Source organism: Fundidesulfovibrio soli (genome assembly GCF_022808695.1).
Lineage (GTDB): Bacteria > Desulfobacterota > Desulfovibrionia > Desulfovibrionales > Desulfovibrionaceae > Fundidesulfovibrio > Fundidesulfovibrio soli.
In genome coordinates, this window is record NZ_JAKZKW010000021.1 from 24,708 (window position 1) to 47,762 (window position 23,055).

Below are 23,055 nucleotides of genomic sequence, written 5' to 3' on the forward strand. Positions count from 1 at the left end.
GAGAAAGTGCGCGGGGTGGGGGGCTACAACTCCAGCAGGTGGGAGCGGGCCAGGACCAGCACCTCGTCGTAGCTGCGGCGGGCCTTGAGGGCCAGGGCCAGGTCCAGCCCCAGGCGCATCTTGTGGGCGGCGTCCAGGAGGATGTCCCGGGCCTGGGCCTCCAACCTGCGGCGGATGTAGGGCTCCTCCAGGCCGTCGATGCACAGGCGCAGCGCGTCCGCCATGAACGGGAAGGACATGCCCGGCAGGAAGACCTGCAGCCCCGTCCTGGCGTCGCGCCTGGCCCAGAGCGTGAACACCAGCAGCTTGAGCACCAGCTCCTCGGGGCGCGTGGTGTGGGAGACGTCGGGGAACACGGCCATGTCCAGCTTGCCCGCCCGCATGGTCTCGATGAGGTTCTGGGCCTGCTCCATGAGCCTCGTCTCTTCCGAGACGGGCAGCCCGAACCCCCCGGAAAGCGTGATCAGGGTCTTGCGCGGATTCTCGCCCGAGGCGATGGCGCAGGCGGCCTGGCGCATGGCCCTGAACTTGCGGCGGTAGTCGCGCAGCAGCACCTGCGACTTGTTGCGGGCCATGCGCTCCATCAGGGCCTCGTCCATGTTGGAGGCCGCCGCGCCCAAGAGCAGGCGCGTGTAGGGCTCTGCCGCGTACTGCAGCTCGTCGGAGAGGGCCTGCGGGCCGCGCTTGGTGTCGGCCAGGCGTTTGACGGATAGCCAGTAAGCCGCGTACCCTGCGGGCGCGATGGTGACGAGGTCCAGCGAGGACTGCGCGTTGCTGGAATCTGACATGCGCCCACTGTGCAGAAACAAGCCCCTGGAGGCAAGCGCCCGGTGATGATCGATCCGTTCCAGAACAAGAAACCGGCCTGCTGACCGCCCAAGAAACCGGCGGTCCAGCCGGAACCCATATCGTGCTCGGCTATTGGTCGGGAATTGTCCGCGCCGCCCGGGAGCGACGCCCAGTCCTGCGGTCCCGGGGCATGCGGCGCCGGGCCAACCTCGACGGACGGCGCGGGGCAGGGCGAGCTGCCGGGCTACCGTCGCTGGCATTTCGTCTCCAGCTTCCTGGAGACGCCCGTCGGGCCTGTTCCCGTGGTCAAGACCAGCCTTGAGCGGCCGGACCGCGTGGGCGCGGCCCTGGTGCGCCTGGGCGTGGGGCGCGGGCGCTACCGCGTGGCCCCCGGGCTTTACGCCGTGGGCGCGCCGGGGCCGGAGAGCCCCGTGCTGGTCACCGCCAACTACAAGCTGACTTTCGACTCCCTGCGCAAGGAGCTTGCGGGCCTGAACGCCTGGATCCTCGTGCTGGACACTGCCGGCGTGAACGTCTGGTGCGCGGCGGGCAAGAAGACCTTCGGCACCATGGAGCTGGCACGGCGCGTGGCCGCCTGCGGGTTGACGGAGGTGGTCTCCCACCGCAGGCTGGTGGTGCCCCAGCTGGGCGCGCCCGGCGTGGCCGCGCACGAGGTCAAGCGGCTGTGCGGCTTCCGGGTGGTGTTCGGCCCGGTGCGCGCGGCGGACATCCCCGCTTTCCTGGAGGCCGGTATGAAGGCCACCCCGGCCATGCGCCGCGTGGAGTTCCCCGCCCTGGACCGGGTGGCGGTGGGCCTGGTGGAGTTCGCCAACGAGCGGCGCACCATGCTCTGGGTCGCCCTGGCGCTGCTCGCGCTGGCGGGGATCGGGCAGGGGGTTTTCTCGCTCCAGCGGGCCTGGCTCGGGCTCTGGACCGGCTTCGCGGCCTACATGCTGGGCTTCGCGGGGGGCAACGTGCTCTGCCCACTGGCCCTGCCCTGGCTGCCGGGGCGCTCCTTCGCCCTCAAGGGGGCCGTTGCGGGGCTCGCGGCGGGCGCGGGCGTGTGGGCCTTCGCGCCCAACGCGCTGGCGGGCCTGGGCCTCTGGCTGGGGGCGGCGGTGGCGGCCTCCTGGTACGGCATGAATTTCACCGGATCGAGCACCTACACCTCGCCCACGGGCGTGGAGAAGGAGATGCGCGCCGCCATACCCCTTCAGGGTGTGGGCCTTGCAGTGGCATTGGCCCTGTGGCGGCTGGGCGTGGGAGGAGTCTGATGGGCGGACGCTTCAGGTACATCCCCGGGGTGGTGACCCTGCGCATGGACCCGCACCGCTGCAGCGGCTGCGGCGTGTGCGCCCAGGTCTGCCCGCACGGGGTCTTCGTGGTGGAGGGCGGAACCGCGAGCATCGCGGACCGGGACGCCTGCATGGAGTGCGGAGCCTGCGCGCTCAACTGCGCCTCCGGGGCCATCGAGGTGGAGCAGGGCGTGGGCTGCGCCCGGGCCATCATCAACGGCTGGATCACCGGCGGGCCGCCCTCCTGCGACTGCGGCGGGGACGGAAGCTCCACCTGCTGCTGAACCGCAGGGGTTTTGTTTTGCCCGCCGGGGCGAAGGCGGCTAGAACAGGATCATGACGCACGCCATGCTCGCGGCCCTGCTTGCCGCGCTCCTGTCGGTCTCCGGCGGCGACTTCGCGCTGGCCCAGAAGCTCCAGGGCCAGAAGCCCGCCGCCCAGAAGAACCATGCCGCGCCATCCCCGGCGCAGGAATTCCCCATGCCGCGCCCGCTCTCCCAGGGTCTGCCCAGGGCCAAGGAGAGGCTGGCCGCCCTGGCCGCCGCGCCGCGCACGCCGGAGACGGCCTTCGCCATCGGAGTGTTCCAGGCCGCCGGACGCCAGTGGGCCGAGGCCGCCCAGAGCCTCTCCCCCGCCGCGGAGCAGCAGTCGCCGCTCACGGCCTGGGCGCGCTTCTATCGCGGCTTCGCCCGCTACCGGCTGGGCGATTTCCGCGCCGCCCTGGCCGACTTCGACACCGTTGATCCCGCCGATCCCGCCCTGGGCCAGGAGGCCCTGCTGCTCCAGGGCTACTGCCTGGAAGCCCTGATCGATCCCCAGGCAGCCGGGCGTTACCGCCGTTTCCTGAACGCCGGGGACAATCCCCTTCGCTCCGTGGCCCTGCTGCGCCTGGGCACGCTGGCGGCTCAGGCCGGGGACAACGCCGCCGCCGAGGCCGCGCTGTCCGAGCTGGTGCGCACCCTGCCCTGGACCGCCTCGGCGGAGAAGGGCGAACTGCTGGCCAGGGAGCTCCGCGCCAAGGGGCTCATCGCCTTCGACCCCGACGACCCCTCCGAGATGTACCATCGGGCCGACCTGCTGCTGAACAAGAGCATGGCGGCCAAGGCACGCCCGCTCATCACCGCGCTTCTGGCTTTGCCCGCTGTCCAGCCGGGGCGGGCGCTCTACCTGGAGGCCAAGTCAGCCTACATCCGGCGCGACACCGCGACCGCCGTGCAGTTCTACGAGGACGCGGCCCGCGCGGCCACGGACCCGCTGCTTTCGCTGTGGGCCCAGTACCATCAGGCCAGGGCCATGTGGCGTTTTTCCGGGGCGGACGACGCCGCGCGCATGGAGGAGCTGCTTCGGGACGTGCTGGCGCGCGGGGCCGTATTGCCCGGCTCCGGGGAGCTCATGGAGACTTCCCGGCGGCTGCTCCTGCTGCTGCGCCTGGAGCGCGGCCGCTTCCCCGAAGCGCTGGAGGCCGCCCGGCAGCTGGAGGCCCAGGCCCCGGCAGGATCGCCCCAGGCCCGCTCCCAGGCCAGGGAGCAGGCCGTCTGGCTCGCCGGGCTTATCCGCTTCGCCCTGGCCGACTACCAGGGCGCGGCGCGCGGGCTGGGGGCATTCGCGGCCGAATACCCCGATTCGGAATACGCCCCCGCAGCCGTCTACTGGCGGGCGCGCGCCGATCACGCCAGGGGCACGGATGATGCGGCCCGGCAGGGCCTGACCAAGGTGCTTGAGCGCTGGCCCAACGGCTACTACGGCATGTTGGCCCGGGAGAGGCTGACAGCGATGGGTGGCGCGGCTCGGCCCGTGGCGGAGCAGGGGAACCAGGCGGAGGACACGACCGAGCTCAAGAGTGTGCAGCCGGAGGCGAAGGCGGACACGGGCCTGTGCGCGCCGGCCACCGGGCGGCAGGATCCGGGAACGGCTCCAAGCCTCGCGCGGGCCGACGCCCTGCTGGCCGCGCGGCTTCCGGAGCTTGCCGAGCGCGAACTGGGGGCCCTCAACGCCGCGAACCCGCTGGACGCTCCGCTGGCCCTGCGCTACGCCCGGCTGGCCTCGGAGCTGGACAACCACGGCAACGCGGTGCGCGCGCTGGGCCGCGCCCTGGGCCCCTGCCTGGCCAGGGGCACGCCCGAGGAGCTGCGCCCCCTGCGCGACATCTTCTACCCCAACAACTACGCCGAGATCGTGAACGCCCAGCTGGCCGGCACCGGCGTGGACCCGGCGATCATCCGGGGCCTGATCCGCCAGGAGAGCTTCTTCGAGCCCGAGGCCGTGTCCGGCGCGGGGGCCGTGGGGCTCATGCAGGTGCTGCCCTCCACGGCGGCCAGCCTGGCGGCCAAGTATGGCGAACGCACCCCAGGCGCGGAGAGCCTCAAGGACCCGGCCGTGAACATCCGCTTCGGCGTGCGCTACTTCCTGGAGCGCTACAACGAATACGGCGGCAACCTGCCGCTCACGCTCTCCAGCTACAACGCCGGGCGGGTGAAGGTGGGGGTTTGGCGGGAGTTCCTCGGCGGGCTGGACCGGGAGCTGTTCACGGAGTTCATCCCCTACACCGAGACGCGCGACTACGTGAAGCGGATCCTTGGCAACCAGGCCATGTACCGCGTGCTCTACTGATCGCCCTCGAACAGCTTGCCGCGCTTGATGAGCGAGCGCCCGTGCCGGTCGCGGATGGTGTCCACGGCCTTGTCCAGGCGCTTGAGGCGCTCGCGGTTTTCGTCTGGCATGAGGCTCAGCTGGGCGGAGCCGCCCCCGAAGTTGGAGACGCCCACCCCGATGAGCCGGATCTTCTTGCGGCGCTCGGTGTGGTCCAACAGTTCGCAGGCGGTGCGGAAGATCTCCAGGTCGGAATCGACAGGCTCGGCCAGGGTGCGGCTGCGGGTGATCTGCTTGAAATCCTCGAACTTGAGCTTGAGCGTCACGGTGCGGCCCTGCAGGCCGTGCTTGCGCAGGTCCCGCCCCACGCGCTCGGACTGCTTGAGCAGCCAGCGCTTCAGCTCCTCCTCGTCGCTTATGTCCCTGGCGAAGGTGTTCTCCGCGCTGGAGGACTTCATCTCCGAGTGGGGGGTCAGTTCCGCCGACCCAAGCCCCTGGGCGCGCTGGTGCAGCACGCGCCCCCATTCGCCCAGGTGCTCCTCCCAGAACTCGCGGGAATACCGCGGCACGTCGCCGCAGGTGCGCACCCCGAGCTGCGCCAGGCGGGGCAGTGTCTTGCCGCCCACGCCGGGGATCTTGCCCACGGGCAGGTCCTTGAGGAAAGCGGCCACGTCCTCGGGCTCGATGATGGTCACGCCGCCGGGCTTGCGGAAGTCCGAGGCGATCTTGGCCAGGAACTTCACCGGGGCCACGCCCACCGAGCAGGAGAGGCCCGTTGCCTCGCGCACGCGGGCCTGCAGGGCCTCGGCCAGCTTGCTGGGCGGGCCGAACAGGGTGCGCGTGCCGGTGATGTCCACGTAGGCCTCATCCACGGAGGCCTGCTCCACCAGGGGGGAGAACTCGCCCAGCACGGCCATGACCTGCCGCGATATCTCGGCGTAGCGGCTCATGCGCCCGCCCACGAAGATGCCCTGGGGGCAGAGCTTGCGGGCCTGGGCCACGGGCATGGCCGAGCGCACGCCGTAGGCCCGCGCCTCGTAGGAGGCCGCCGAGACCACCCCACGGTCGCCCTTGCCCACGATGACGGGCTTGCCGCGCAGGGACGGGTCGTCCAGCTGCTCCACCGAGGCGAAGAAGGCGTCCATGTCCACATGGAGGATGCGCTTTGCGGAATCCATTTCCCTTGACATCCGGGGCCGGTTGGTATGCTCAGAAAAGAGACGTCTCCCTTCCGCAACTCCCTTACCCCAAGGCAGGCACAAATGAAACTGCGCGTAGGATTCGCCGGGATGGGCATCATGGGCAAGCCCATGGCCTTGAACATAGCCAAGGCAGGGCACGACGTGGCCGTCTACAACCGCACGCGCCCGGCGCCCGAGACCGTCCCGGGCCTGGAGATCGCCGGGAGCGCCGAGCAGCTGGCCCGCACGCGCGACGTGCTGGTGCTGATGGTCACCGGGCCGCAGGCCCTGGACGCGCTGCTCTGGGGTGAGGGCGGCATGGCCCCGGCGCTTGGGCCCGGCAAGACCGTGGTGAACATGAGCACCGTGTCGCCCGCCTACACGCAGGAAATGGCCGCGCGCATCGCGGCCAGCGGGGCCGACTTCGTGGACGCTCCGGTTTCCGGCTCCAAGGTTCCGGCCCAGCAGGGCACGCTGGTGATCCTTGCCGGGGGCGAGCGGGAGGTGGTGGAGAAGCTCGAGCCCCTGCTGCTCTGCATGGGCAAGAAGGTGGTCTACTGCGGCCCCGCGCCGCAGGGCACCATGATGAAGATGGCGGTCAACCTGCTGCTGGCCAACATGATGTGCGGGCTGGCCGAGATGCTCACTTTCGGGCGCGCGGGAGGGCTGGAGACGGACACCATGCTGGACGTGGTGCTGGGCGGCCCCTTGGCCTGCGACCTGTTCCGCATCAAGGAGCCGCTCCTCAAGCAGAAGACCTACCTGGCGCAGTTCCCGCTCAAGCACATGGCCAAGGATTTGAAGTTCGTCACGGATACTGCCTTCACCCTTCGCTGCCCGGCCCCCAGCGCCTACGCCAACCTGCAGTTGTTCAACCAAGGGCAGGCCAAGGGCCTGGACGAACTGGACTTCTCGGCCGTGATCCAGGTATTGGAGGCCATGGTTTAGCGGCGCGCGGGAGCGCGAAGCGTCCCGGGAGTCCAGCGGGACGAAGTCCCTCTGGCCGCCGGAGGGTCTCGCTTGAATCGGCGGCGGGCGTTGCCGGTGGAGGCCTCAGGCGTCCAACAGGGCGCGCCCCTTTGGAATCCTGTCTCGGCGAAGCTCCGCGAACGTGAGCCGACATGTACCCAAAAGAGGAAATCACATGAAAACTTCCCTGGGAGCCAAAACCCTGGCCATCCCCACCCCGGCCTGGATCGTCACGGCCTACGACGCCGCGGGCAAGCCTAATGGTGCCACCATCGCCTGGGGCGGCATCTGCTGCTCCAAGCCGCCCTGCGTGGCCATCTCGTTGCGCGCCGCCACCTACACCCACGGCTGCGTCATGGCCTCCAAGGCCTTCTGCGTGAACATCCCCCGCCAGACGCAGGTGGTGCAGACCGACTACTTCGGCATGGCCTCCGGCCGCGACACGGACAAGTTCGCCGCCGCCGGGCTCACGCCCGTGAAGAGCGACCTGATCGACGCCCCCTACATCGCGGAATATCCGGTGGTGCTGGAATGCAGGCTGGCCCACGTGGTGGAATTGGGGCTGCACACCCAGTTTGTGGGCGAGATCGTGGACGTGAAGGCCGACAAGGACGTGCTGGACGTCGAGGGCAAGATCGACATCGCCAGCATGGGCACGGTGCTCTACGCCACCGGCTCGCGGGACTACTGGGGCCTGGGCGAGCGCCTGGGGCCCGGGTTCAGCATCGGCTCGGCCTTGATGAAGAAGTAGGCTCACCCGCCGTTACGCCGGAAATCGGCCGGGGCCGGTCCGTACTGCGGACCAGCCCCGGCCGTTGCAATCTCACGTGAACATGTTGATCCCGCACGTTCCCGCCAGCTTCAGGTACTGCTCCGCGTTCATGATCTCCACGCCCTCCAGCAGCTCGTCCTCGGGAATCTTCATCATGTCCAGGGTCATGCGGCAGGCGTAGGTTTTCACGCCCTCCAACTGGGCCATCTCGAAGATCTCCTCGATGCTTGGGATGTTGGCCTCCTCGATCTGCTTCTCCATCATGCTGGTGGCCAGGTCCGGCATGCCGGGGATGGCTCCCAGGAAGCCGTGCGGGTAGAACTTCAGCTTGGCCATAAAGCCCTTGCGCACCACGTTTATGCCCATGAAGGTGTAGAACAGGCTCACCTCGTGCCCCAGCCGCCGGGCGTTCAGGGCCAGCACCAGGGAGGGGTAGACCCCGTCCAGCGTGCCTTTGGAGCAGATGAAGGTGCAGCACATCTTGCCTTCGCACTTCGGGTCCATGATCGTCTCCTTTCGGGCGCGGTCGCGCCGGTAAAAAAGCAAAGCCCCTCCCGGCCTGGCCGGGAGGGGCTCCTTGACTGCTTGGGGGAGTGCCCCTCCGGTTCTCGCCGGACGCGCCAGGCTAGACCTTGCGCACGGTGATGAAGAACTCCTGCATGGCCAGGCCGCCGCCGGGGGCGGACTCCACCGCGAGGCCGCCGGGCATGAGGCAGTTGTCGCTCACGCCGCGCCCGCGCGCCCTGGACTCCACGGGCAGGTCGTGCCCGAAGCCGTGGACCATGAAGGCCGCCTCGGGATGGATGAACTCGGTGACGAAGGCCTTGATCTTGCCGGTGTGGCTCCCGGAGGAGACGGTCACGGTGTCGCCGTCCTTGATGCCCAGGGCCTTGGCCCGCCCGGCGTTGATCCAGAGCACGTTCTCGGGGAACTGCTCGGCCAGCAGGGGGTTGTTCACGGTGTGGCCCTGGGTGTGGGTGCCCACGCGGCCGAAGGCGATGCGGAACTGGTCCTCCCCGGCGGGGGCGGAGGGGGATTCATAGGGCTTGAGCGAATCGTAACCGGCGTTCTCCCACTTCTCGCTGCGCATCTCGATCTTGCCGGAAGGCGTGGTGAACTTGAGGTCCTCCACGGCCAGGTAGCGCGGCTCGGAGGCCAGGCCCACGAAGCCCTTCTTGGAGAGGTCCTCCACGGTCACGCCCGTATCCTGCAACTGGTAGGCCCAGATGTCCTCGATGGACTTGAAGGCGAAGGACTCGATGCCCAGGCGCTCGGCCAGGCCGCAGAGAATCTCCCAGTCGGCCTTGGTTTCGAAGCGGGGGGGCAGGGCCCTCTGGCGGTAGAAGAACTGGGGCTTGAGCCCGCCCTTCTGCGCGATGATGGACTCGCGCGAGAGGTAGGGCGAGAGCGGCAGCACCACGTCGGAATACCAGGCCGTGTCGGACCAGGTGAAGGTCACGCTCACCAGCAGGTCCAGCTTGTCCCAGATGCGGCGGATGGCGTCGGGGTCGGGCATGGCCATGAGCGGGTCGTGGCGCATGGCGATGTAGGCCGTGACGGGGTAGGGGTCCCCGGTCTCGATGGCCTCGTAGGCCTTGTGAACCAGGCCCGGCCCGGCGTCGTGCGCGGGCAGGCGCCAGCCCACGCCGTCGGCGCGCTTCTCCTCCGGCTTGGGGAAGAGGTCCACGAGCTTCTTGAGGCCCTTGCGGCCCACGTCCTTGGGGGTGCTGGCCAGGGGCAGGCCGCCCTTGGCCCCGATGGAGCCCAGCAGAGCGTTGATGATGTAGGCCGTGCGGCTGACGTAGAAGGAGTCCTTGAAGCGGGCGGTCATCCAGCCGGGGTGCCAGATCACGGCCGGGGCGGCCTTGGCCAGGTCCTTGACCAGTGTGGTGATGGCCCGCTCCTCCACGCCGCACTCGCGCGCGGCCCAGGCCGGGGAGTAGGGCTCCACGAAGGTGCGCAACCGGTCGAGGTCCTTGATCCAGAGCTCGGCATAGGCCTTGTCGTAGAGGCCCTTGTGCAGGAGCTCGTGGATGACTGCCAGATTGAAGGCGTAATCCGTGCCGGGGCGGATCATGAAGAAGTTGTCCGCCTTGCTGGCCGTGACCGTGGCTCGGATGTCGATGCAGGTCAGCTCACAGCCCTTGTCGATGCCGTCGAGCACGGAGTTGACCTCGGCCACGTTGATGGCCTCGAAGATGTTGCGGGTCTGCAGCACGATATGCTTGGCGTTGGAGTAGTCGTGCACCAGCTCGGTGCGGGGCAGGCCCGTGACGGAGCGGCTGGCGTGCTGCACGTTGCGCGCGCAGGAGACGTCGTGGTTGCAGTAGTTGGGCGAGCCGAGGGCGCGCATGAAGCCCTGGTGCAGATCCACGAAGGGTCCGCCACGGTCGGAGAAGAGCACCGTGCGCGGGCCGTGCTGCTCCATGAGGCCCTTGAGCTTGTCGGCTATGTAGTCGAAGGCCTCGTCCCAGCTGACCCTGGCCCACTTGCCTTCACCGCGCGCACCCTGGCGGATCATGGGGTGCTGGGGCCGTTCGGCGTCGGCCTCCAGGGCCGGGCCAGCGGCGCCCCTGGCGCAGAGCGCGCCCTTGAGAGGTGAATGAGGATTGCCTTGAATGAAGCGGATTTCACCGTCCTCGACGTCCACCATGATCGGACAGCGCACAGTGCACATGCCGCAGACGCTGAAGACTTCCTTCTTGGACATGGACCCCTCCTGACTGATTCGCCCTGGACACTTTCACAAGCCGCCCGGAGCGGGCGGTGTTCCCTGGCATCTACTTTGGGCGATCCGTAGCAGTTCCGAAAATGCATGACAAGACAGCATGGAGATTGAGATAAAATTAACGTAGGTTGCCCCGAATAAGGAAATTCTCTATGGGAGTTGCAAGGCGATGTGTGATGGGTAAGCATACCGGGGCGGTTCCTTGACATGGTTGCTGCCCTTCCGAGCTTGTGAGAAACGTTTGTAACGCCTGCGCGCTACGACCACGAAATGTATGTTGCAGATTTGTCGTGTGGCGAAGCGTTGCAAGGCGCCTCTTTTTTATGGAAAGTGTGGAAGTGACCGATTATTGGTATTTGCAATGGATGTTGGCGGAAATCATGCCCTGAACCTATCGGGCACATTCCGCCGGACGGCCACCTCGGCCACGGAGGGAATCACATGAGTCTGTACTACATCAAAACCAACGCCAAACGCTGCATCAGCTGCAAGGCCTGCGAAGTGCACTGCAAGGCCAAGAACCGCGTGCCCATCGGCGCGCGCCTGGGGCAGTTGGTCAGCGTGGGCCCTGTGAAAAAGGGCGGCAAGCCCAAGATCATGAGCCTGTTCATGCCCTGCTTCCACTGCGAGGAGCCCTGGTGCGTCTCCGCGTGCCCCACGGGCGCCATGACCCGGCGCGACAAGGACGGCATCGTCTACGTGCAGTCCACCCTGTGCGTAGGCTGCAAGGCCTGCATCATCGCCTGCCCCTGGAACGTGCCCCAATGGGACGAAGCCACGGGCAAGGCCATCAAGTGCGACTTCTGCCGCGACAGGATCGACCAGGGCAAGAACCCGGCCTGCGTCACGGCCTGCACCGCGCACGCGCTCGAATTCGTGCGCCCCAACGAGGCCTCGCGCGACATCCGCGCCTCCTGGGGCATGAAACTGCTCAAGCATCAGCTGGAAGAACCCGGTCTGTAGCCGGCCCTGTGGTGGGGGCGGATTTTCGCCGGACGGTTAGGACAACACGACGGATTGTAAGGAGTTTACGCCATGTCGAGAAAACGCGGAATCATCTCGGCCGTGATGCTCTGCCTTGTGCTGGCATCGTATTATGTGCCCTTCGGCCAGGCGCAGAACGCCCCCAGCCAGCCCGCGGCCCAGGCTCCGGCAGCGGCTCCGGCTGCTGCTCCCGCGGCGGCTCCGGCCGGCGCGGCGGGTGAATTGACCATCGCTGTGGACAAGACCGCACTGTCCAACGGCGGCGAGATCACCGTGAGCGGCAAAACCCAGCCGGGCAAACCCGTCTACCTTGAAGTGGAGAACGACGCCGACGTGCGCGCCGTGTTCTTCGACGACAAGCCCAACAAGGAAGGCGTACGCCCCTACAAGCTCTATCTCTCCGAGAAGATTCCCGCTTTCTACCAGATCTACACCCCGGCCTCCACAAAGGAGGTCTTCGAAAAATTCAAGGCCCAGGGCGGCAAGTTCTCCTACTCCGACGCCTTGAAAGAGCTCGGGGCCGAGGTCGCCTACAACGCGCCCGCCACCGTGGCCATCGACGCCTATCAGACCAGCCTGACCGCCTCCATCATCGGCTCGCGCGGCGACAAGCTCCCCAACCTGGACGCCCAGGAGAACCGCCGCCGCTCCATGCAGCTGATGAAGGCCCGCTTCCGCAGCCCCGGCAAGCTGCTCTCCCCCACGGTGCAGGTGAAAGAGGACGGCTCCTACACCTGCAAGGTGAAGATCGCCGACGGCAGCGCCCCCGGCAAGTACGTGATCACCGCCTACTCGGACAAGAGCCTCAAGTCCAAGCCGGTCACCGTCGAGAACGCCATCAGCTTCCCGGTGATGTACATGTCCGGCGCGGGCACCAGCCTCAACGTGTTCTGGCCCTTCCTGCTCACCCTGGGCATCGGCGTGTTCGGCGTGCTCATGGGCGCGGGCGGCGGCTTCCTGCTCAACCCGATCCTGCTCTCCATCTGGCCCGCGCTGCCGCACACCATCGTGGCCGGCACCGTGACGCCCACCGTGCTGTTCTCCCAGGCTTCGGGCATCTACAACTACTCCAAGATCAAGTTCATCAGCTGGAAGCTGGGCACCATCATGGGCCTGGCCATGGCCGCGGGCGGGTTCATCGGACCTAAGCTGACGGAGCTCATCACGCTCGACCAGTTCAAGTTCGTCTTCGGCATCATTCTGCTGATCCTCGGCGCCCTGATGTTCTGGCAGACCACGCCCGGGTACCTGGCCAAGAACAAGAAGGAACAGGCCATCCTGAAGGAATTCAAGCGTCGCGCCGAAGAAGCCGCGAGCGGCAAGCAGGCCTAGCCCAACCAAGGATCAAGGAGCACTTCAATGCATATCATCGTCGAATTCTGGGGCCAGGAGTTCAAGGTCAACATCATCATCGGCTGCATCGGGGCCTTCATCCTGGCCATCGTGGCCTCCATGTTCGGTTTCGGCGGCGGCCCCTTCATGGTCCCGCTGATGACCGTGGTGCTGGGCCTGCCCATGTACCTGGTGGTGGGCAGCTCCCTGCTGGCCATCCTGTTCAACACCCTCATGAGCTCGATGCGCCACTACCAGTTCGGCAACTTCGACCTCACGTTTTTCCTGATCATGTTCCCGGCGGCCATCCTGGGCGGCTTCATCGCCCCGCAGATCGCCAAGCGCGTCAGCCCCCTGTGGGTCAAGCGCGTGGCGGTTGTGGGCCTGGCGCTCCTGGGCCTCTCCCTGCTGGGCGTGTTCTAGAATCCGTAGACCGCTCCCCCGGGGCATCGCGCCCCGGGGGGACTTCCGAACGCCCCGGCTCAGCCCTGTCGGGGCGTTTTTATTTCCGGCTGGGCATGGCCGCCGGTGTGCAATCCGGGGCTTCCCCGCATCTTCATCTCCCTGGAATTGTTTTCGCTTGAGTGATTTACAGCCCCCGGCACATGCTGCTAGAAACAGGCGCCGGGCTGGAGGCTTCAGTTGCTTTGGCCGGTAAAAGGCGAGCATGAAGAAGTTCACGTTCCTCCTGCCCCCCCTGCTGCTCTGTTGCGCCATAGCTGCCGGCATAGGCCTGCAACTGCATTCCCAACTTCGTAGCGACCACGAAAAGGCCCTGTCCTCGTTGCAGGGGATATGCGCCGTCCGGGTCCAAGCCCTGGAGAAGACCCTTGGCCAGCTGGCCCAGGCGGCCCAGGGCCTTGCCGACATCACCGGCCTGAACATGCCTGTCGAGCGGCACCTGTCCGAGCTTGGGGCCCACATAGCGGGGGTGTTCCCCGCCGCCGGAGCGGTGGGCCTCGCGCCGGAGGGCGTCCTGTCCCAGGTGCAGCCTCCCGTCGGCCTGGACTGCCTCATCGGCGTGGATTTCCAGAGGGACCCGCGCCTAGGCCTCGCCGCGCAACAAGCCTCCCGCGAAGGACACGGAATCGTGGCCGGCCCCTTCAGTTTCTGCGGCGGCGCGCCGCGCATGCTGGGTCTGGCCCCCGTGGCGGGCGGCACAGGCACGGGAGCCTGGGGGCTCGCGCTCTCGGCGCAGACGCTGGCGAACATCCTGGCTCAATCCGGCCTCGATTCCCTGGAGGACGGGGTCACCTTCCGCCTGGAGCAGGCCGTGTCCGGACCCGAAACGGCCACGCCGCTGGCCGGGGGGGTGCATTCCGCCGGGTCCGAGGGCCTGTCGGTCTCCATGGATGTCACCGCCCCGGGGCAGCGCCTGCGCCTGGTGATGTGGGACACGCGCCCCCTGCCGGGCCTTGCGGGGCATACGGGGTTCGTCCTTGGGGGGCTGGCCGTGGCCTTGGGGAGCGGTCTGCTCCTGTATCTGCTCATGCTCCAGCCCCTGCGTATGCGCGCCCTGGCGGAGAAGCGCAGGCAGGTGCTGTTGCGGGTGTCGCGCGGCCTGGCCTCGGAAGTGCGCGCCGGCAGGAAGGCCCTGGCGGCCCTGAAGGAGGAGGCCGAGTTCTCCCGGGGCATGTTCGAGGACAACCCGGCCGTGAAGCTGCTCGTCGATCCGGACACCCTGCGGATCGTGGACGCCAACCCCGCAGCGGAGTCCTTCTACGGCTACGGGCGTGCCGAGCTGCTGGCCAGAAAAGTGTCCGACATCAGCATGACCCCCCCGGAGGATATCACCAGGCGCATGCTCAAGGAGCTCGCCCGCACGAGCAGTCACCACCAGGCCAGGCACATCCTGGCCTCAGGCGAGATTCGGGCCGTGGACATCTATGCCGGGCCGGTGCAGCGCGGAGGCAAGACGCTGCTGCAGTCCATCGTGCTCGACGTCACCCGGCGGGAGACCGCCCTGCGCGAGCTGCGCAGGAACAGGGCCCGCATGGACTCCGTGTTCAACACGCTCGACTGCGCCCTGGTCGAGGTGGATGCCGACGGCCGCTTCATCCTCTCCAACAAGGCCTGCGCGGAGATGCTCGGCATGGATCCGGCGGAGCTGCGCAGCATCACCTATCACGACCTCATCCCGGCTGAGGACAGGGCCGCCCTGCGCGCGTTGCATGACGACCTGCTTGGGGGCAGATCCGAACGGGTCTGCGTGCAGCAGCGCATCATCCGCGCCGACGGCTCCATGTTCTGGGGCAACCTCTGCGCCAGCGCGCTGCACGATCCCGACGGCGGAGTCGCCAGCGTGGTCGCCGCAATGACCGATGTCACACCGATGCTCACGGCCGTGCGGCAGGCCCAGGAGGCCAGCGAGGCCAAGGGCCGCTTCCTTGCCGGCGTCAGCCACGAGCTGCGCTCGCCGCTCAACGCGATCATGGGCCTGACCGAGCTGACCCTGCGCACCCCCCTGGCCCCGGGCCAGCGTTCCAATCTGGAGAAGTCCCTTGAAGCGGGAAGAGTGCTGCTCTCGGTCATCAGCGACGTTCTGGACTACTCCGGCATGGAGTCCGGCGCACTGATCCTGGCCAGCGACCCCTTCGAGCCCTCCTCGGTGCTGCGTGAACTGCGCGAGTGCTTCGGCGCCGAAGCCGCATCCAAGGGACTCGCGTTCAAGGCGGACATCACCGGTGCGGGTGCGGAGCTGACCCTGGTGGGCGACGCCAGGCGTCTGCGGAAGCTGCTCTCCTGCCTGACCGACAACGCCCTGAAGTTCACGGAACAGGGAGAGGTGGAGCTGCGCCTGGTTGCCGAGGCCCCCGAGGATGGCCGCGTGGTCCTGGCCTGTTCCGTGCGGGATACCGGCATCGGTATGGACCCTGCCCTGGCGGCGCAGCTCATGGAGCCGTTCACCCAGGCCGACGCCGGAATGACCAGACGCTACGAGGGCACTGGCCTGGGGCTGGCCATCGCGGGCAGCCTGGCCGCGCACATGGGCGGCACGCTCTCCATGCAGAGCGTGCCGGGCGCTGGCACCACCGTGACCGTTCAGCTCTCACTCCCCGTGGCCGGCGCCGCGGACACGGACCGGGAAACATGCCGCGAATCAAACCACGAATTGGGGGCCGGCAGACTGGGGGACTTCCAGGACATCAAGGGGCTGGCCAAGGGCATGGAAGGCGCCACCGTGCTGGTGGTAGAGGACAAGGAACTCAGCCGTCACGCGGTAGCCGAGATGCTGCGCCAGGGCGGGCTGGCCGCGGTGGAGGCGGAAAACGGGCCGGAGGCCTTGCAGGCCGCGGGGAAACAGCATTTCGACGCGGTGCTCCTGGACATTGTAATGCCCGGGATGGACGGGTTCGAGGTGATGCGCGCCCTCAAGGAGAGGGAGAAGGCCGGGATGCGGCCCACCCCGGTGGTGGCGCTCACGGGCATGGCCAGCCCGGAGGACCAGCGGCGCTGCGACGAAGCGGGCATGGCCGGATACCTGTGCAAACCGGTAAGCGCATCGGCGCTGTACGCCGTGTTGCGCCCGCTGCTGGCCGGCGGGGCGCGCCAGGTGGACACGGCTGTTCTGAACCGGGGCAAGGCCCTGGCAATGCTCATGGGCAATGCGGGGCTCTATGCGAGGCTCCTGGGCGGATTCGCGCGGGAGTACTCCCGGACGGGGGCGGAGCTGGCCGGGATGGTGGCACGGGGCAGGATCCAGGAGGCCCGCGCCCTGGTGCATTCCATCAAAGGGCTCTCAGCGAACCTGGGCGGTGAGCGGCTGCACGCCAGCTCGCGCGGGCTGGAGGAAGCTCTGGCCAGTGCGGATGACGGCACCGCCTGCCCCGTGGCCGAACCCCTCCTGCTCGATTTCGAGGCGGAGCTTGACGCGTTTCTGAAGGCGGCGGGGGAAACCGCCGCAGAACTTTCCCGGCCCGCCTGATCCCGAAGTATTTCAAAATATTGCAGTCCGCCGGACACCCGGGCCCCCCTGGCGGCAGTGGCGCGCCGTGGGCAAGTTGTGTAGGATGCCGCGGGCACGTTCGGTCCGCTCCTGTGGCAGGGCGTGGAATGGGGGGACTGGTGGAGGACGCACATCGCTTTCTGATTGTCGACGGCGACGGCGCGGCGGCTCAGTCCATATTGGACGAGCTGAACGGTTGCGGGCTGCGCGTCGAGTCCTTCCTGGCCGAGAGCGTCGCATCCCTGGACCGTGCGATCGAGCATTTCGAGGCGGACGTGGCCGTCTGCAGCGGGGATCTCCCCGGGATGGACATGCTCGAGAGCGTGCTGCGCCTGGCCAAGCAATGCCCCTACACTTTGTTGGTGGCTGTTCTGGACGACCAGCGCAAATCCCTGAGCGTTCAACTGGAGAGACTGGCCTCCCCAGCGGGAGTGCTGGTCACCGACCGGCACCGGCTGGCCGCCGCGTTTCGTCGCCGCCTGGGGAGCGTGCCCCCCCGCTGTTCCCCGTCGCAAGGGCGGGAGCTTCTGCGTAAGGACCGCAGCTGGTTCGAGCAGCTTTCGGCCAATTCGCCCAGGGGCATCGCCGTGACGGACAACTCCGGCGCGGTGCTGGAGGTCAACCGGGGCTTCCAGAGGCTGTTCGGCCATACGCAGGCCGAGATGCAAGGGCGGTCGCTCGTCGAGGTCGTTGTACCCCCCGAGTACAGGGGGCAGTCGCGCGACATGCTGCGCAAGGCCCATCTGCTGGGCGTGGCCCATTGCGAGTCGGAGCGGATGCGCAGCGACGGCTCCCGGCTGCAGATGCAGGTGCTGGCCTTCCCCATCGAAGCCGGCGGCTGCAGCGCCGGGATGTTCTGGGTTTACAACGACATCACGGACCGCAAACATGCCGAAGACGCGCTGGTGCTCGCCGAGCGGCGCTACCGGGGCATTTTCGAGAACGCGGTCATGGGAATTTTCAGGGCCACCCCGAGCTTGCGGATGATCATGGCCAACCAGGCCATGGCGGATATCTTCGGGTTCGACTCGCCGCAGGAGCTTCTGCGCGACCGGGGACCCTACTCCGGAGTGCTGGCCGACTGCGATGGCAGTGCGCAGCTCGTTGAGATGCTGGCCCGGTGGGGTCATGCGCCGGGGTTCGTCATGCGTTCCCACCGGCGAGACGGCAAACTGATCTGGGTGGCTGTGAGCGCTCGCCTGGTGGCTGGCCAGGACGGGAGCGAAATGCTGGTGGAGGGTACGGTGGAGAATGTTACAGCCCGGAAATCGGCCGAGGAGCGTTTGCGCCAGGCCGAGGAGAAGTACCGGGCCATTTTCGAAAACGCGCAGGAGGGCATTTTCCAGCGCAGTACGGATGGGCGCTTCGTCGCGGCCAATCCGGCCCTGGCCAAGATATTCGGATACCCATCGCCGCAGGAGCTCATGAACAGCCTCCACGAAGGCGCGCTCTACGTTATGAAGGGCAGGGGAGGGGAATTCCAGGACGCCTTGGCCGAGGACGGCCGGGTGCAGGGGTTCGAATCCAGGGCCTTCACCCGCGACGGGCAAGTCATCTGGATCAGCGAACAGGCTCGGGCCGTGCGCGACGAGTTCGGCAGGGTGCGGCTTTATGAAGGCACAGTGGTGGACATCACCAAGCGCAAGCAGGCCGAGGAGAAGCTGCGCCGGGCCGAGTCCAAGTACCGCTCCATCTTCGAGAATTCGGTCGAGGGCATCTACCAGGCGGCGCCGAACGGCATGCTGCTGGCGTGCAACCCGGCACTGGCGCGCATTCTGGGCTACGACAGCCCGGAGGAGCTGCTCGCGGTCCAGCCCCACCTTGAGGACAGCTTCTTCGTCAATCCGGCCCAGCGCGTTGAGTTCGTGCGCCGCCTCGGTTCCGAGGGGCATGTGACGAGCTTCGAGAGGCAGGTCCGCCGCAAGGACGGGGTGGAGGTCTGGCTCTCGGAGAGCACCTGGAGCGTGCTTGGCGATAACGGGGCCGTGGCCTGTTACGAGGGCCTCGTCCAGGACGTCACCGCGCGCAAGGCAGCCGAGTCCCAATTGCGCCACCAGGCCTTCCATGACGCCCTGACCGGGCTGCCCAACCGGGTGCTTTTCATGGACCGCCTGGAATGGGCCATCCACCGCACGCGCCGCAAGTACAGCTATCGCTTCGCCGTGTTCTTCCTGGACCTGGACCGCTTCAAGGTCATCAACGACAGCCTGGGCCATCAGGCCGGCGACCAGCTCCTTGTGGAGGTGGCCTGCAGGATCAAGGCTGCGCTCAGACCCCTGGACACGGTGGCCCGCTTCGGCGGCGACGAGTTCGCCATCCTGGTGGACGACATCTCCGGCACCCTGGACGCCACGCACATCCTCTCCCGGCTGCAGTACGAGCTCTCCAAGCCCATCTACGTGCAGGGGCGCAAGGTGTTCACCTCCGCCAGCATCGGCGTGGTGCTCAAAACCTGGACCTACGACAAGCCCGAATACGTCGTGCGCGACGCGGACATCGCCATGTACCGGGCCAAGGCCCTGGGCAAGGCCCGCTACGAGATATTCGACTCCACCATGCACCAGGCCGCCACCTCCCTGCTCCAACTGGAGACGGACCTGCGCGCCGCCGTGGAGCGGGGGGAGCTTCGCCTGCACTACCAGCCCATCGTGGGCATCCCCGACGGCGACGTGCAGGGCTTCGAGGCCCTGGTGCGCTGGCAGCACCCCACCAGGGGGCTGATCCCCCCCGCGGACTTCATCCCCGTGGCCGAGGAGACGGGGCTCATCGTGTCCGTCGGCAGCTGGGTGCTGCGCACTGCCTGCGAGCAGCTGGCCAAGTGGCAGAACCTCAAGCGCATGCAGCCGCCACTCTCCATGAGCGTGAACATCTCCGCAAAGCAGTTCCTGAACCTGGAGCTCGTGGGCGAGATCCGCAGCGTCCTGGAGGATACGGGCATCCCCCCCGAGTCCTTGCGGCTCGAAATCACCGAGAGCAGGGCCATGGAGAACGCCGAGTTCACCGTGCGCATGCTCACCCTGCTCAAGGGCTTGGGCGTCAAGATCAGCATCGACGATTTCGGCACGGGGTATTCCTCTCTGGCCTACCTGCACCGCTTCCCCCTGGACAGCCTCAAGATCGACCGCAGCTTCGTGGGCAAGATGGGCGACGGGAGCGAAAACCTGGAGATCGTGGGGGCCATCGTGCATCTGGCCCACAACCTTGGGCTGGAGGTGGTTGCCGAAGGCGTGGAGCAGCACGGCCAGCTTGACGACCTGCACGGCCTGAGCTGCCAGTACGGCCAGGGCTTCCTGTTCTCCAAGCCGCTCCCAAGCGAGGAGGCGGAGAAACTGTTGCGGACGCGCCTGCTGCCTTGAGCCGCACCAGAGGGATTGAAGAGACCGTTCGGGGCGGCCTGCATGCTTTCAGTATTGGTGGATTCGCCAGCCGGGCCGCAAAATGGCTCCGGCAGGGCCTCGTTCCACCAGCCTTGACATAGACCGCGCGGCGAATATAAATGATACGCATCCGCTTGAAATTGCACACCGTCAAAACTGGGGTCGCTGATGCGCGTACTCATCGTCGATGATGATTTCTACAGCAGGAGCTTCCTGGAGTACATTCTCCACCCCTACGCCGCCTGCGACGTGGCCGAGAACGGGGAGGAAGCCGTGATGGCCTTCCAGCGGGCCCTCAAGGAGAAAAAACCCTACGAACTCGTCTGCATGGACCTGCGCATGCCCGAGATCGACGGGGCCACGGCCATGCGCGAGATCCGCGACATGGAGCGCGACTTCGGCGTCGATGATGCCCGCAGGGCGCGCATCATCATCACCTCCGTCCTCGAGGACGCCGAGGATACGCACAACGCCATGTTCCTGGGCGACGCCACCGCCTTCCTGCAAAAACCCATCGAGGAGAAAGCCCTCCTGGCGGAACTGCGCCGCCTGGGCCTCATCAGCGAGTGAGCCCTGGCCGGGCGGCCAGCGGCCTCCCTTTTCAAGCCCCCGAGCCGTGACAGGCCGGGGGCTTCCGTTTTTATGCGCTCGCGCGCCGGGCCATGCCCGCGCTTGCCTTCGGGCTTGCTTTGCAGCATGTAGGGAGCATGGGCAAAAATCTCCTCCTCGTGGGCGGCGGGCACGCCCACCTGACCGTGCTGGCCAACCTGCGCGTCTACCAGGAGGCCGGGCACCACGTCACGCTGGTGACGCCCGCCGACTACCACTACTATTCCGGCATGGGCCCGGGGATGCTCTCCGGCTTCTACAGGCCCGCCGAGTGCCGCTTCAACGTGCGGGCAATGGCCGAGCGCGGCGGGGGCACCTTCATCCGCAGCAGGATGACCTCCATCGACCCGCGGGAGGGCGTGGTTCACCTGGAGAACGGCATGGCCTTGGGCTACGACGTCTGCTCCTTCAACACCGGCTCCCTGCCGCCGGCCAAGATGGCGGGCATCGGCGGGCACCCCGGCGTGTTCCCGGTGAAGCCCATCGAGAACCTGCTGCGCGCCAAGCTCAGGCTTGAAGAGGTGCTGGCCACGGGGCGCTCCCCCAAGGTGCTGGTCATCGGCGGCGGCCCGGCCGGGGTGGAGCTGGCGGGCAACGCCTGCGAACTCATCCGCTGCGGCTGCTCAGCGACCTCCGAAGCCGACCCGGACGTGGCGGTTGTACCCGGGCGGGGCCTGCTGCCCCGCTTCCCCGAGAAGGTGCGCAGCCTGGCCTATCGCTCCCTGGCGCGCCGGGGCATCAAGATCTTCGACGGGCACACCGCTTCGCGCCTGGGCGACGGCGTGGCCTACCTCAGCGGAGACCTGCACGTGCCCTGGGACGTGGCCTTCCTGGCCTACGGCGTCTCCCCGCAGCCGGACCTCTCACGCTTCGGCGTGGCCACCGGCCCCAAGGGCGGCATCCTGGTGGACGAATACCTGCGCAGCGTGAGCCACCCCAACATCCTGGGCGGGGGCGACTGCATCAGCTTCGCGCCCGGCGAGCTGGAGAAGGTGGGGGTCTACCCGGTGCGCCAGAACCCGGTGCTGCACCACAACCTGCTGGCCTCCCTGAATGGGGACAAGCTGGAGCCGTTCACCAACACGGGGGGCGGATACCTGCTGATACTCAACTGCGGCGGCGGCCGGGGCATCCTGCACAAGGGCTTCCTGACCTACGAAGGCCAGACGGCCTTCTGGCTCAAGGACAGGATCGACCGCGCCTTCATGAAGCGGTTTCAGGTCAGCGGGGAGTTGGAGGAGGAGTAAAATTTTATCTTGAATTTGTTATATATTGATATATAAATAGACGTTGTCGTGTGATTGGACGAAGGCGCGGACGTCAGCCACATGTGTGTTTTGTATTTGTCCTTGGGTTTGTTAAGGGGTTGCGGCATGCTTGATAGCGAAGACAGAGCGAAAGTAGAAAGATTTGTGCAGAATATTGGTGGATTACCCCTTTCTAGCGAACTGGCGACTAAAGCCAATTTGATAGTTGGCGCGCTGAACTATTTGGCCACAAATCCGTTTCATAGTGGAAAAGTGTCCTGTCCAAAGTTTATGACAAATAGATTCGCTTCCATTGTGGATGCAAGGTTAGACGATGCCTCACGTGGGAAAATTTCTCGGGTCCTGTTTGATGTTGCACTAATGTGTAAGGAATGCATGGCAAGAACTGGAGAAGCAGGTGATCCATATGTGCGCGTTTTGCTATACTATGCTTGCTTAAATGTTAAAAATTCTGAAATGCTTAGTGAGGATGAAAAGAATAAAGTGTATCTGGAGTGTTATGATTGTTTTGATACGCATTTATTGGAGCAAGAGTATCAAAATATTGCAAGTAGTTCAGACGAATGGTTTGCGGTAAAGAAACAGGTGCTTGATAATGATTTTATCGCTAAAAAGAAAGAGGTTGAGCAATGGTTATCGCGGCTTGAAAACTTGAAGGAAGAGGCGAATAAAATAGCAAGTACATACAACTTAGCAGGGCTGACGTTTGCATTCCAAGAGATGCTAATAAAGGTGAAAGCTGACAAGAATATTCAGCTGGCTGGGCTAATATTTTTAGGATTGCTGCTGGCTGTTATACCTAGTGCAATCCTCGGGTCTTCAAGTTTTCTGATGCAGATTTTCAACATTCCAGACGAGGCAACCAACGCGCAGATAATAAAATTTTATGTGACAAGAATTGCGCCGCTTTTGTTTGTCGAAGGTCTGATGATTTATTATTTTCGAGTAATATTGCATCAATATAATTCGAGTGTGGGGCAAATTGCTCAGTTGCGATTGAGAAAGGCGCTTTGTAAGTTTATTGAGGAGCACGCCGAATTCAAAAAAGATAAAGATACTACTGCATTTGAGAAATTTGACACCATAATATTTAGCCCAATTGTCACAAACCAAGAAAAAATTCCGAGCACTCTTGATGGAATTGATTCTTTGGTAAAGTTGATAACCCAAGCAAACAAAAATCATAAATGATGCAAGAAGGTAGGCGCGTCGCGTA

Annotated in this window: 15 protein-coding genes and 1 pseudogene; 12 read left to right on the plus strand and 4 right to left on the minus strand. The window is 66.0% G+C overall.

Features of this window, described 5'->3' with window-relative positions; all coding sequences use genetic code 11:
* Positions 1–23: 23 nt before the first annotated feature.
* Positions 24–788: a hypothetical protein gene (locus tag MLE18_RS14960; RefSeq protein ID WP_243439608.1), complete on the minus strand. Its 765-nt coding sequence runs from the start codon at positions 786–788 to the stop codon at positions 24–26.
* Between the two features lie 45 nt (positions 789–833).
* On the opposite strand from MLE18_RS14960, the gene hgcA reads away from it, so the two are divergent.
* Genes hgcA through MLE18_RS14975 form a run of 3 tightly spaced genes read left to right on the plus strand, consistent with a single transcriptional unit; the run spans position 834 to position 4,694 of the window.
* Positions 834–2,063 carry a mercury methylation corrinoid protein HgcA gene (hgcA, locus tag MLE18_RS14965; protein ID WP_264175407.1) on the plus strand — a complete coding sequence of 410 codons (1,230 nt, stop codon included), beginning with the start codon at positions 834–836 and terminating at the stop codon, positions 2,061–2,063.
* A complete protein-coding gene (gene hgcB, locus MLE18_RS14970; protein ID WP_243439610.1) occupies positions 2,063–2,368 on the plus strand; it encodes a mercury methylation ferredoxin HgcB in 306 nt (101 codons plus the stop codon). Before hgcA ends, hgcB begins: the two co-directional genes overlap by 1 nt.
* Positions 2,369–2,420: 52 nt before the next feature.
* Positions 2,421–4,694 (plus strand): transglycosylase SLT domain-containing protein, encoded by a 2,274-nt coding sequence (locus MLE18_RS14975; RefSeq protein ID WP_243439611.1) that lies wholly within the window; start codon positions 2,421–2,423, stop codon positions 4,692–4,694.
* Here MLE18_RS14975 and MLE18_RS14980 read toward each other — a convergent pair.
* On the minus strand, positions 4,688–5,863 hold the full coding sequence (locus tag MLE18_RS14980) for a DNA polymerase IV (RefSeq protein WP_272881694.1): 1,176 nt from the start codon (positions 5,861–5,863) through the stop codon (positions 4,688–4,690). The two genes, MLE18_RS14975 and MLE18_RS14980, sit on opposite strands and share 7 nt — an antisense overlap.
* 72 nt (positions 5,864–5,935) lie before the next feature.
* Here MLE18_RS14980 and MLE18_RS14985 point away from each other — a divergent pair, with 72 nt between their 5' ends.
* Together MLE18_RS14985 and MLE18_RS14990 are read left to right on the plus strand one after the other, a co-directional pair.
* On the plus strand, positions 5,936–6,802 hold the full coding sequence (locus tag MLE18_RS14985; protein ID WP_243439613.1) for an NAD(P)-dependent oxidoreductase: 867 nt from the start codon (positions 5,936–5,938) through the stop codon (positions 6,800–6,802).
* Positions 6,803–6,998: 196 nt separating this feature from the next.
* Entirely contained in the window at positions 6,999–7,574 is a 576-nt protein-coding gene (locus MLE18_RS14990) for a flavin reductase family protein (RefSeq protein WP_243439614.1), read from the plus strand.
* A 72-nt stretch (positions 7,575–7,646) separates the two neighbouring features.
* Here the strand turns inward: MLE18_RS14990 and MLE18_RS14995 are convergent, their stop codons facing one another.
* Entirely contained in the window at positions 7,647–8,099 is a 453-nt protein-coding gene (locus MLE18_RS14995) for a DsrE/DsrF/DrsH-like family protein (protein WP_243439615.1), read from the minus strand.
* A gap of 121 nt (positions 8,100–8,220) precedes the next feature.
* Positions 8,221–10,305 (minus strand): molybdopterin-dependent oxidoreductase, encoded by a 2,085-nt coding sequence (locus tag MLE18_RS15000; RefSeq protein WP_243439616.1) that lies wholly within the window; start codon positions 10,303–10,305, stop codon positions 8,221–8,223.
* A 459-nt stretch (positions 10,306–10,764) separates the two neighbouring features.
* Between MLE18_RS15000 and MLE18_RS15005 the strand changes: the two genes are divergently transcribed.
* From MLE18_RS15005 to MLE18_RS15035, 7 genes and pseudogenes are all read left to right on the plus strand, one after another.
* Positions 10,765–11,286 (plus strand): 4Fe-4S dicluster domain-containing protein, encoded by a 522-nt coding sequence (locus MLE18_RS15005; protein ID WP_243312043.1) that lies wholly within the window; start codon positions 10,765–10,767, stop codon positions 11,284–11,286.
* Between the two features lie 105 nt (positions 11,287–11,391).
* Positions 11,392–13,062 (plus strand): annotated as a pseudogene (locus MLE18_RS18140) (sulfite exporter TauE/SafE family protein).
* Between the two features lie 244 nt (positions 13,063–13,306).
* A complete protein-coding gene (locus MLE18_RS15015) occupies positions 13,307–16,564 on the plus strand; it encodes a PAS domain-containing sensor histidine kinase (protein WP_243439617.1) in 3,258 nt (1,085 codons plus the stop codon).
* Positions 16,565–16,704: 140 nt separating this feature from the next.
* A complete protein-coding gene (locus MLE18_RS15020; protein ID WP_243439618.1) occupies positions 16,705–19,941 on the plus strand; it encodes an EAL domain-containing protein in 3,237 nt (1,078 codons plus the stop codon).
* Positions 19,942–20,130: 189 nt separating this feature from the next.
* Positions 20,131–20,532, plus strand: coding sequence for a response regulator (locus MLE18_RS15025; protein WP_243439619.1), 402 nt, complete (start codon positions 20,131–20,133; stop codon positions 20,530–20,532).
* A gap of 137 nt (positions 20,533–20,669) precedes the next feature.
* Entirely contained in the window at positions 20,670–21,818 is a 1,149-nt protein-coding gene (locus MLE18_RS15030) for an NAD(P)/FAD-dependent oxidoreductase (protein WP_243439620.1), read from the plus strand.
* 126 nt (positions 21,819–21,944) lie between these two features.
* A complete protein-coding gene (locus tag MLE18_RS15035; protein ID WP_243439621.1) occupies positions 21,945–23,030 on the plus strand; it encodes a hypothetical protein in 1,086 nt (361 codons plus the stop codon).
* The last annotated feature ends 25 nt before the right edge of the window (positions 23,031–23,055 follow it).

Coding starts and splice junctions, on each gene's coding strand:
- MLE18_RS14960 (WP_243439608.1), bottom strand. CDS start 788: ATGTCAGATTCCAGCAACGCGCAGTCCTCGCTGGACCTCGTCACCATC.
- MLE18_RS14995 (WP_243439615.1), bottom strand. CDS start 8,099: ATGGACCCGAAGTGCGAAGGCAAGATGTGCTGCACCTTCATCTGCTCC.
- MLE18_RS15005 (WP_243312043.1), top strand. CDS start 10,765: ATGAGTCTGTACTACATCAAAACCAACGCCAAACGCTGCATCAGCTGC.
- MLE18_RS14985 (WP_243439613.1), top strand. CDS start 5,936: ATGAAACTGCGCGTAGGATTCGCCGGGATGGGCATCATGGGCAAGCCC.
- MLE18_RS14975 (WP_243439611.1), top strand. CDS start 2,421: ATGACGCACGCCATGCTCGCGGCCCTGCTTGCCGCGCTCCTGTCGGTC.
- MLE18_RS15015 (WP_243439617.1), top strand. CDS start 13,307: ATGAAGAAGTTCACGTTCCTCCTGCCCCCCCTGCTGCTCTGTTGCGCC.
- MLE18_RS15000 (WP_243439616.1), bottom strand. CDS start 10,305: ATGTCCAAGAAGGAAGTCTTCAGCGTCTGCGGCATGTGCACTGTGCGC.
- hgcB (WP_243439610.1), top strand. CDS start 2,063: ATGGGCGGACGCTTCAGGTACATCCCCGGGGTGGTGACCCTGCGCATG.
- MLE18_RS15035 (WP_243439621.1), top strand. CDS start 21,945: ATGCTTGATAGCGAAGACAGAGCGAAAGTAGAAAGATTTGTGCAGAAT.
- MLE18_RS14980 (WP_272881694.1), bottom strand. CDS start 5,863: ATGTCAAGGGAAATGGATTCCGCAAAGCGCATCCTCCATGTGGACATG.
- MLE18_RS15025 (WP_243439619.1), top strand. CDS start 20,131: ATGCGCGTACTCATCGTCGATGATGATTTCTACAGCAGGAGCTTCCTG.
- MLE18_RS15030 (WP_243439620.1), top strand. CDS start 20,670: ATGGGCAAAAATCTCCTCCTCGTGGGCGGCGGGCACGCCCACCTGACC.
- MLE18_RS14990 (WP_243439614.1), top strand. CDS start 6,999: ATGAAAACTTCCCTGGGAGCCAAAACCCTGGCCATCCCCACCCCGGCC.